This window comes from Janibacter sp. CFPM2_SD2 (genome assembly GCF_057364645.1).
The window spans coordinates 1-10,065 of record NZ_JBNFOF010000110.1 but is presented as its reverse complement, the minus strand read 5'-3'; the positions used below and the strand labels follow the sequence as shown (position 1 = coordinate 10,065).

The following is a 10,065-nucleotide window of genomic DNA, read 5'->3' as shown; positions in this document are numbered from 1 at the left end:
AGATGACCGCGCCCGCCGCCGGCAGCGGGCCGGGCCGGGCACGCCGACCTGCTCGGCCAGCTCACCGAGCGCGAGCTGGAGGTGCTGCGCCTCATCGGCGCCGGCCGCTCCAACTCCGAGATCGCTGCCGACCTCGTCATCGGCGCCGCGACGGTCAAGACGCACGTGTCGAGCATCTTCGCCAAGCTCCAGGTGCGTGACCGGGTCGGCGCGGTGATCATCGCGCACGAGGCGGGCATCGCGGGCTGAGCGCTCCACCCGTGGGGGGAGACCCCCTTCGTCCCAAGATCATCCCCGTGGCTGATCTGCGGACGCGCCGTGCTCCCTAGCGTTGGGGGCATGGACAGGAGACCGCAGACGATCACCGTGGAGGGGCTGACGCGACGGTTCGGTGACTTCACCGCCGTCGACCACGTCGACTTCACGGTGCCGCAGGGGCAGATGACCGGGTTCGTCGGAGGCAACGGCGCCGGCAAGACGACGACGATGCGCATGATCATGGGCGTCCTCACGATCTCCGAGGGGCGGGTCCTCTGGGGCGACCGGCCGATCACCGCCGCCGACCAGCGCACCATCGGCTACATGCCGGAGGAGCGCGGGCTCTACCCGAAGCAGAAGGTCGCCGACCAGCTGATCTACCTCGGCCAGCTGCGCGGCCTGAGCGCCCGGCGCTCGCGGGAGTCGGTCATGACCCTCCTCGAGCGCCTCGGCCTCGGCGAGCGCACCGACGACACCGTCGAGTCGCTCTCGCTCGGCAACCAGCAGCGGGTGCAGATCGCCGCCGCGCTGATGATCGAGCCGGCGGCGCTCATCCTCGACGAGCCCTTCTCCGGCCTCGACCCCGACGCCGTGGACTCGATGGCCGATCTGCTGCGCGAGCACACGGCGCGCGGGGTGCCCGTGCTCTTCTCCAGCCACCAGCTCGACCTCGTCGACCGGCTGTGCGACCAGCTCGTCATCCTCGCGAAGGGGACGGTGCGCGCCACCGGCACGCCCACCGAGCTGCGGGGTGGCGCCCCGCGCCGGCACAAGCTCGTCGCGGTGCGTGACGCCGGCTGGGTGCGTGACGTCGCAGGGGTCACCGCGCTCGACGTCGACGGCCCGACGGCCATCCTCGACCTCTCGGCCGACGCCGAGGCCGAGCGCCAGCGGGTGCTCGGCGAGGTCCTCGCCGAAGGGCTGCGCCGAGGGGGCGTCACAGAGCTGACGCCGATCGTGCCGCCGCTGTCCGAGGTCTATCGGGAGGTGACGGCATGAGCACCGTGACGACCTCCCCTTCGCCCACCTCGACGGGGTCGGGCACCGAGTCCACCTCGACCCGCAGCGCCTGGGCCCTCGTCGCCCAGCGTGAGCTGTCGGTGCGGCTGCGGGACAAGACCTTCATCGGGTCGACCCTGCTGTCGCTCGTCATCCTCGTCGCGGTCTTCGGATTCCAGGCGTGGAATGCCAACAAGGAGGTCACCTACGAGCTCGCCGTCACCACCCAGTCGCAGCAGATGGGGGAGTCGATCGTCGCGGCCGCTCCCGACATCGACGACAAGGTGACGATCACGCTCGTCGACGTCGACGACGCGCAGGCCGCCAGGGCCGCCGTCATGGACGAGTCCGCCGACGCCTGGCTGCACCCCGCCGACGACGGCTGGGAGCTCGTCGGTCGCTCGGAGGTCAGCGCTGGGCTGCGGGACATCGCCACCGAGACGGTGAGCAGCACCGTGCTCGCCGCCAATGCCGAGAAGGCCGGCACCGACGTCGCCACCCTCCAACAGGGGACCGCCGTCACGACCGACATCCTCGATGGTGACGCCGAGCAGCAGGGCATCGCCAAGGCGGTGGGCTTCGGCATGGCGATCCTCTTCTACATGTCCGCGGTGATCTTCGGGATGTACCTCGCCATGAGCGTCACCGAGGAGAAGCAGTCGCGCATCGTCGAGATCATCGCGACGTCGATCCCGCTGCGGCACCTGCTCTTCGGCAAGCTCATCGCGGCCGTCGTGCTCGCTGTGGCCCAGCTGCTGCTCTACGCGGCCGTGGCGGTCGTCGGGGTGAGCTTCACCGACTGGGGTGACATGCTGCCGAGCTTCACGAGCGGGCTGGCGTGGTTCGTCGTCTTCTTCATCGCGGGCTTCACGATGATCGCCGCGCTCTACGCGGTGGCCGGCGCGCTCGCCTCGCGCCAGGAGGACATCCAGTCGACGTCGATGCCCGTGACGATGCTGCTGATGTTCATGTTCTTCGGCGCGATGTTTGCCACCGGCCGCGTCGTCGAGGTCCTCGCGTGGATCCCGCCCTTCTCGGCGGTCCTGCAGCCGATGCGCCTGGTGTCGGGGGAGTCGCAGTGGTGGCACGCCCTGATCAGCCTGGGGATCCTCGCGGTGGTCACCGCCGGCGTCATCCTCGTCGCCGAGCGCATCTACCGCCGGGCCCTGATGCAGACGGGCGGCAAGCTCACCTACAAGGAGGCGTGGAACGCCGAGCTGTGAGCACCCGCCGCCGGCGCCGCAGCGCGGCGCCGGCGGCCCCGAACTCGATCGCCGGGCACCTGTCAGGGGTGTGCCGGCCGATCGTCTGCCCGGGGGCGGGCGGGCGGCATTGCGCGGGACCCCCGGGGGGCGCGGGGGAGTGGCTACGCCGTTGCTCCGTACTTCGGGCCGGGAGTGGTGGCCGGGTGACGGGGGTGGGGAGCCTCGGGACGGGCTACGCCGCTGCTCCGTACGGCGAGTCAGGGTTCGCGCGGCTCGTACTTTGGAGCAGCGGCGTATGGCCTGGCTGGGTCGCCAGGCCAGCACCTCGTGGGCTGGCTCGTACTCTGGAGCAGCGGCGTATGGGCCCGGCTGGTCCGCAGCCCGGCACCTCGTGCGCTGGCTCAGTCCGAGATCGAGCCGCGCAGGCGAAGGGAGTTGAGCACGACGAGGATCGAGCTCAGGGCCATGGCGGCGCCGGCGATCATCGGGTTGAGCAGCCCGGCCATCGCCATCGGGATCGCCACGATGTTGTAGCCGAAGGCCCAGCCGAGGTTCTGCTTGATGGTCGCGAGCGTCTCTCGGGAGAGCTGCATGGCGCGGGGGACCGATTCGAGGTCGGCGTGCACGAGGACGATGTCGGCCGACTCCATCGCGACGTCGGTGCCGGTACCCATCGCCATGCCGAGGTCGGCCTTGACGATCGCGGCGGCGTCGTTGACCCCGTCGCCGACCATGGCCACGACCCGCCCCTGCTCCTGCAGGTCGGCGATGACGTCGTGCTTGTCCTGCGGCCGCACGTCCGCGACGACGTGCTCGGGCTCGATGCCGACCTGGGCCGCGATGGTCGTCGCGTTGTGCTCGTTGTCGCCGCTGAGCAGCCACACCTCGAGCCCCTCGGCCCGCAGCGCGCGGATCGCGTCGCCAGAGGTCTCGCGGATCTCGTCGGCCACCGTCAGCGCTCCGCGGGCGATGCCGTCCCAGCCGACGAAGACCGTCGTGCCGGGACGTTCGAGGGTCGCGAGCTCGGCCGGCACCTCGTCGAAGAGGTCGGCGCGCCCGACGGTGACCCGCGTGTTCTTGATCGTCGCCACGGCGCCCGACCCGGGCAGCGCCTCGAAGTCACGGATCGCCGGGATCTTGATGCCCTTGTCCTGGGCCCGACGCACGATGGCCCGGGCGATCGGGTGCTCGCTGCCCGTCTCGACGGCCGCGGCAGCGGTCAGCACGGCCGCCGGGTGCAGCCCCGGCGCGGCGGCGAGGTCGGTGACCTGGGCGACGCCGGTCGTGATCGTGCCGGTCTTGTCGAGCACGAGAGTGTCGACGCTGCGCGTGTCCTCGAGCACCTGGGCGCCTTGATGAGCACGCCGCGCTGCGCGCCGCGGCTCGTGCCGACGAGCAGCGCCATCGGCGTCGCGAGGCCGAGCGCGCAGGGGCAGGCGATGATCAGGACCGAGACGGCGACCCCGAGGGCGGTCGTCGCCGAGCCCGAGCCGATCCACCACCCGACGAAGGTGAGCAGCGCGAGCCCGAGGACGACCGGCACGAAGACCGAGGAGACCCGGTCCGCCAGCCGCTGGACGTCGGCCTTGCCCGTCTGGGCCTGCTCGACCAGCCGCACGATCTGCGCATAGGTCGTGTCCGCACCGACGGCGGTCGCCTCGACGACGAGCCGCCCGGAGGTGTTGACCGTGCCGGCGTCGACGTGGTCGCCGGAGCGCACGTCGACCGGCACCGACTCGCCGGTGACGAGGGAGGTGTCGATGGAGCTCGACCCGTCGACGATGCGACCGTCGGTGGCGACCTTCTCACCCGGGCGCACGATGAAGTGGTCGCCCACCTGCAGCTCGTCGAGGGGCAGGATCACCTCGGTCGTCGCCCGGCTGCGGGAGTCGATCCGCTGGACGGCGACCCCCTTCGACCCGAGGTCCATGAGCTCGGTGAGGGCGGAGCGCCCCTCGTCGCGGCTGCGGGCCTCCAGCCAGCGCCCGATGAGCAGGAAGGCGGTGATGACCGCCGCGGTCTCGAAGTAGTAGTGCCCGTCGGTTCCGGCGCCCGTGAGGAGGGTGACCGTCGACCACGCGTAGGCGGCGCTCACACCGAGGCTGACGAGGGTGTCCATCGTCGAGGCGAGCTGGCGCGCGTTGAGGTATGCGGCCTTGTGGAAGGGCCAGGCCGCCCACGCGACGACCGGCGTGGCGAGCAGCCACTGGATCCACGGGTTGGCGGCGAAGTCCCAGGGACCCATCGCGAGCACGAGGACGACGAGGGCCAGTCCGCCGGCGACCACCGCGCGCCGCTTGAGGTCGTCGCGTTCGACCGGGGTGTGGGTCGGGGGAGTGAGGCGCGACTCGCGCTCGAGGACCGAGGCGCCGTAGCCGGAGGCCTCGACGGTCTTGATGAGCTCGTCCACCGGGACGTCGGCCGGGTGGGTCACGTTCGCCCGCTCGGTGGCGAGGTTGACCGTGGCCGTGACGCCGTCGATCTTGCCGAGGTTGCGCTCGATGCGGGCGCTGCACGACGCGCAGGTCATGCCGGTGATCGCCAGGTCGACGCTGCGGTCGGACGCCTCGGGCTCGGCGACGGGGTCGGACGCGGTGGTGGTGCTCATGCGGCTCATTGTCCCGGGTCGGGTCTGGAGGGTCAGGGAGGCGAAGGGGGCGCGTCGCCGCTCAGGAGCGGACGAGGCGGGCGATGGCGGCGCTGGCCTCGGCCACCTTCTCGGCTGCGGCCTCGTCGGACTCCTTCGCGGCGTCGACGACGCAGTGCCCGACGTGGTCCTCGAGCAGGCCCAGGCTCACGGCCTGCAGCGCCTTGGTCGCCGCCGACACCTGGGTGAGGATGTCGATGCAGTAGGTGTCCTCCTCGACCATCCGCGAGATGCCGCGGATCTGCCCCTCGACGCGGCGCAGCCGCTTGAGGTAGTCGTCCTTGCTGCCGCTGTAGCCGGCCATGTGATCCTCCTGGGGGTCGTGCACTGGCCAACAGGATACCCCCCGGGGGTATTCCGCCGAAGGCCCTCAGCCGATGAAGCGGAAGAGGGGGCTGCCCGGGTCGACCCGCTCGATCGTGAGCGGCGAGGTCTCCATGCGGGCGAGCAGCGGCAGCAGGTCGCGGGGGTGGCCGAGCTCGAGGCCGACGAGCGCTGGCCCGGTCTCGCGGTTGCTCCGCTTGACGTACTCGAAGTAGGCGATGTCGTCGTCCGGCCCGAGCACCTCGTCGAGGAAGCGCCGCAGCGCGCCCGGCTCCTGCGGGAAGTCGACGAGGAAGTAGTGCTTGCGGCCCTCGTGGATGAGCGCCCGCTCGACGATCTCGGCGTAGCGCGAGACGTCGTTGTTGCCGCCCGAGACGACGGCGACGACGGTCGACCCGGGCGTGATGTCGAGGTCGGCGAGGACCGTGGTCGCCATGGCACCGGCGGGCTCGGCGATGATCCCGTCGGTCTGGTACATCGCGAGCATCTCGACGCAGATCGCGCCCTCGGCGACGGACGTCAGCTCGGTGCCGGTGGCGTCGACCGCCGCGTGGGTCAGGTCGCCGACCCGCCGCACCGCCGCCCCGTCGACGAAGGGGGAGACCGTCTCGAGGTCGACCGGAGCCCCGGCGGCCAGGGCGGCGGCCATCGAGGCGGCGTCCTCGGGCTCGACCCCGACGAGCCGCGTGCTCGAGGAGTGGGCCGCCATCCACGTCGCCATCCCGCCGAGCAGCCCGCCCCCGCCGACGGGCACGGTGACGAGGTCGGGGGTGCGGCCGATCTGGCGGGCGATCTCGACGGCGACCGTGCCCTGACCGGCCATGGTGTCGAAGGCGTCGAAGGCCGGCACGACGACAGCACCGGACTCCGCAGCGTCTGCCGCGGCTGCGCGTGCTGCGTCGTCGTAGACCTCACCGGTGACGATGACGTCGACCATGTCGCCGCCGAGGGTTGCGACGCGGTCGCGCTTCTGCCGAGGAGTATTGCGCGGCAGGTAGATCCGCGCCTTGACGCCGAGGCGCTGGCCGGCGAAGGCGACCCCCTGGGCGTGGTTGCCCGCGGAGGCGGCGACGACTCCCTTCGCGCGCTGCTCCTCGCTGAGGTGGGCGATGAGGGTGAAGGCGCCTCGCAACTTGTAGGACCGCACCGGCTGCAGGTCCTCGCGCTTGAGCCAGACGTCGGCGCCGGTCGCGGCCGACAGGCGCTCGCTGCGGTGCAGCGGGGTCGGCGGCAGGACATCGGCGAGCAGGGCTGCCGCCTCGTCGACGGCGGCAGCGGTGAGAAGCGGGGCGGTCACCTGCCCACCGTAGTCGCGCCCGGTCGCCCCGGCCCGGCCCGTCTCACCCGCCCCGTCCACACCGGTGGTCGAGGTGTGAGGAGCTCTGCGACGAGCCTCGAGACCTGGTGCGCGGTCTCGAGGGCCTCGCTGGCGCTCGGCCACCTCGACCCACGGTGGCTGAGGTGCGAGCGCCAGCGAGCCGCGAAGCCCGCTACAGCAGGTCGAACTCCCGCAGCTCGTCCTCGGTCATCAGGCGCGACCGGATGAGGAAGCGCACGCCCTCGGGTGCCTCGACCGAGAAGCCGGAACCGCGCCCCGGGACGACGTCGACCGTGAGGTGGGTGTGCTTCCAGTACTCGTACTGCGACACGCTCATCCAGAACTCGATCGGGGTGAAGCCCTCGCCGGTGAGCGTGCCGAGGTTGATGTCGGCCTCGCTGGTCAGGAAGTCCCCCGCCGGGTAGCACATCGGCGACGACCCGTCGCAGCAGCCGCCGCTCTGGTGAAACATCAGCGGGCCGTGGCGCTGCTCGAGCTTCGCGAGCAGCGCTCCTGCCTCGTCGGTGAGGTCGACGCGTGCACCCATGGCGGGGGACTCCCTTCGGTCCGGCTCGATCAGAAGAAGCCGAGCTTGTTCTGGTCGTAGCTGACGAGCAGGTTCTTCGTCTGCTGGTAGTGCTCGAGCATCATCTTGTGGTTCTCGCGCCCGATGCCCGACTGCTTGTAGCCACCGAAGGCCGCGTGGGCCGGGTACTGGTGGTAGCAGTTGGTCCACACGCGACCGGCCTGGATCCCGCGCCCCATGGCGAAGGTCGTGTGTGCGCTGCGCGACCAGACGCCGGCGCCGAGGCCGTAGAGGGTGTCGTTGGCGATCTGCAGCGCCTCGGCCTCGTCGGCGAAGGAGGTCAGCGAGACGACCGGTCCGAAGATCTCCTCCTGGAAGATCCGCATCGAGTTCTTGCCCTCGAAGACCGTCGGCGCGATGTAGTAGCCGCCGGACAGGTCGCCGCCGAGGTCGACCGACTCGCCACCGGTGAGCACCTTGGCGCCCTCCTCGCGGCCGATCGCCAGGTAGCTCTTGATCTTCTCGAACTGGTCGTTGCTCGCCTGGGCGCCCATCGTCGTCTCGGTGTCGAGCGGGTTGCCCTGCGTGATCGCCTCGACGCGCTTGACGGCGTCGCCGACGAACTGCTCGTACATGCCCTGCTGCACGAGCGCGCGGGAGGGGCAGGTGCAGATCTCGCCCTGGTTGAGGGCGAACATCGTGAAGCCCTCGAGCGCCTTGTCGTAGAAGGCGTCCTGCTCGGCCGCGACGTCGTCGAAGAAGACGTTGGGCGACTTGCCGCCGAGCTCGAGGGTGACGGGGATGATGTTCTGGCTGGCGTACTGCATGATCAGCCGGCCGGTGGTCGTCTCGCCGGTGAAGGCGATCTTGGCGATGCGGGGACTGGACGCGAGCGGCTTGCCGGCCTCGACGCCGAAGCCGTTGACGACGTTGAGCACGCCCGGGGGCAGCAGGTCGGCGATGAGCTCGACGACCTTGAGGATCGACCACGGGGTCTGCTCGGCCGGCTTGAGGACGATGCAGTTGCCGGCGGCCAGCGCCGGGGCGATCTTCCACACGCCCATGAGGATCGGGAAGTTCCACGGGATGATCTGACCGACGACGCCGAGAGGCTCGTGGAAGTGGTAGGCCATCGTGTTGTGGTCGATCTCCGAGATGCTGCCTTCCTGGGCACGGATCGCGCCGGCGAAGTAGCGGAAGTGGTCGACCGCGAGCGGGATGTCGGCGGCGAGCGTCTCGCGCACGGCCTTGCCGTTGTCCCAGGTCTCGATGACCGCGATGTCCTCGAGGTTGGCCTCGATGGTGTCGGCGATCTTGAGCAGGATGTTGGAGCGGTCGGTGGTCGAGGTGCGGCCCCACGCGTCCTTGGCGGCGTGCGCGGCGTCCAGCGCCTTGTCGATGTCCTCGGCGGTGCTACGGGCGACCCGGGTGAAGACCTGACCGGTCACCGGGGTGATGTTGTCGAAGTACTCGCCGTTCACCGGGGCGACCCACTCGCCACCGATGAAGTTGTCGTACTGCTCCTTGACCTCGATGGTCGAGTCCGAGCTGCCGGGCGGGCTGTAGACGGCCATGTCTGCCTCCTGGGGTCAATCGACGACGCACCGTTGCGAAGTCGTCCTGGGCCGACCGTAGGACGGGGGAGGTTGGTCGAAGGTTGGTCGCGTGCGCACCCACCTACCCGATCGGGTAGGTCTGCTCCGTCGACCTACCGTGCACCCCGACGTGGGGCTACGGTGACCGGATGAGACCGGGAGGGATCACGTCGACGACGACGAGCCGACACCGACACGCGGACCCGGAGTCCGCGTCCGAGGTGACCGGTCCGTCCGACGGCCCCTTCCTCCTGAAGTTCCACGCCCCGGAGATCCTCTTCGGCCCCGGCTCGCTCGACGAATCCGGCCGTGCCGCAGCGCGATTGGGCGCGCAGCGTCCATTCGTCGTCTCGGACCCGGGCATCGTCGAGGCGGGCTGGGTCGACGAGCTCGTCCTGCTCCTCCGGGCCGAGGGTCTCCAGCCGACGGTGTGGACCTCGGTGACTCCCAACCCCAAGGACCACGAGATCGCCGCCGCCTACGAGCGCTACCTCGAGGTGGGTGGTGACGTCATCGTCGCCATCGGAGGGGGTTCCTGTGCCGACGCGGCGAAGGGGGTCGCGGTCCTTGCGGGCAACGGCGGCGACATCCGCGACTATGCGGGTATCGACAAGGTCGACGCGCCGATCCCGCCGGTGCTCATCATCCCGAGCACCTCGGGCACGGGCGCCGACGTCTCGCAGTTCTGCATCGTCACCGACACCGACCGCCGGGTGAAGCTGACGATCATGGGCCGCGCCCTCGTCCCGGACATCTCGATCACCGACCCGCGGCTGCTCACGACGATGCCCGAGGACCTCAACGCCGCGACCGGTCTCGACGCGCTGACCCATGCCGTCGAGTCGTACGTCTCCCGGGCGCACAACCCGATCGCCGACGGTCAGGCGCTGAGCGCCGTGGGGCTCGTCTGCGGCCACCTGCGCGAGACGATGGACCACCCCCTCGACCTCGGGGCACGGGGCAAGATGGCGCAGGCGAGCCTGCAGGCCGGCATGGCCTTCACCAACGCGATCCTCGGCGCGACGCACGCGATGAGCCACCAGGTCGGCGGCCTCCTCGACGCACCCCACGGGGTGATCAACGGCGTGCTGCTGCCCGCACGTCATCCGCTACAACGCCCGTGCGGCGCCCGACCGCTTCGTCGGGCTGGCGCGCTCGGCCCGGGCTGACCGTCGGCGACGTGCCGGGCGACG

At 70.8% G+C, this 10,065-nt stretch carries 10 protein-coding genes; 4 read left to right on the top strand and 6 right to left on the bottom strand.

The annotated features are described in order from the left end of the window. Positions 1-48 precede the first annotated feature (48 nt). The 3 genes from AC2W7J_RS11185 (at position 49) to AC2W7J_RS11175 (ending at position 2,480) form a co-directional block, all read left to right on the top strand. The gene (locus AC2W7J_RS11185) at positions 49-249 is read left to right on the top strand and encodes a response regulator transcription factor (RefSeq protein ID WP_485982438.1); all 201 of its coding nucleotides are present in this window, start codon (positions 49-51) and stop codon (positions 247-249) included. A 90-nt stretch (positions 250-339) separates the two neighbouring features. Further along, positions 340-1,257 carry an ABC transporter ATP-binding protein gene (locus AC2W7J_RS11180; protein ID WP_485982436.1) on the top strand — a complete coding sequence of 306 codons (918 nt, stop codon included), beginning with the start codon at positions 340-342 and terminating at the stop codon, positions 1,255-1,257. Further along, entirely contained in the window at positions 1,254-2,480 is a 1,227-nt protein-coding gene (locus tag AC2W7J_RS11175) for an ABC transporter permease (protein WP_485982434.1), read from the top strand. Before AC2W7J_RS11180 ends, AC2W7J_RS11175 begins: the two co-directional genes overlap by 4 nt. Positions 2,481-2,863: 383 nt before the next feature. On the opposite strand, the gene AC2W7J_RS11170 is transcribed toward AC2W7J_RS11175, so the two are convergent. The 6 genes from AC2W7J_RS11170 to exaC form a co-directional block, all read right to left on the bottom strand. After that, entirely contained in the window at positions 2,864-3,772 is a 909-nt protein-coding gene (locus tag AC2W7J_RS11170; protein ID WP_485982432.1) for a heavy metal translocating P-type ATPase, read from the bottom strand. Then, entirely contained in the window at positions 3,682-5,070 is a 1,389-nt protein-coding gene (locus AC2W7J_RS11165) for a heavy metal translocating P-type ATPase (RefSeq protein ID WP_485982430.1), read from the bottom strand. Before AC2W7J_RS11165 ends, AC2W7J_RS11170 begins: the two co-directional genes overlap by 91 nt. Before the next feature lie 61 nt (positions 5,071-5,131). Further along, the gene (locus AC2W7J_RS11160) at positions 5,132-5,413 is read right to left on the bottom strand and encodes a metal-sensitive transcriptional regulator (RefSeq protein ID WP_072625692.1); all 282 of its coding nucleotides are present in this window, start codon (positions 5,411-5,413) and stop codon (positions 5,132-5,134) included. 66 nt (positions 5,414-5,479) lie between these two features. Continuing rightward, entirely contained in the window at positions 5,480-6,730 is a 1,251-nt protein-coding gene (ilvA, locus tag AC2W7J_RS11155; protein ID WP_485982428.1) for a threonine ammonia-lyase IlvA, read from the bottom strand. Positions 6,731-6,923: 193 nt separating this feature from the next. After that, positions 6,924-7,298 (bottom strand): DUF779 domain-containing protein, encoded by a 375-nt coding sequence (locus AC2W7J_RS11150; protein WP_255184529.1) that lies wholly within the window; start codon positions 7,296-7,298, stop codon positions 6,924-6,926. Between the two features lie 29 nt (positions 7,299-7,327). Further along, a complete protein-coding gene (gene exaC / locus AC2W7J_RS11145) occupies positions 7,328-8,851 on the bottom strand; it encodes an acetaldehyde dehydrogenase ExaC (RefSeq protein ID WP_255184528.1) in 1,524 nt (507 codons plus the stop codon). Between the two features lie 170 nt (positions 8,852-9,021). On the opposite strand from exaC, the gene AC2W7J_RS11140 reads away from it, so the two are divergent. Beyond that, complete coding sequence (locus AC2W7J_RS11140; RefSeq protein ID WP_485982426.1) at positions 9,022-10,041, top strand: iron-containing alcohol dehydrogenase; 1,020 nt, start codon at positions 9,022-9,024, stop codon at positions 10,039-10,041. Positions 10,042-10,065 lie beyond the last annotated feature (24 nt).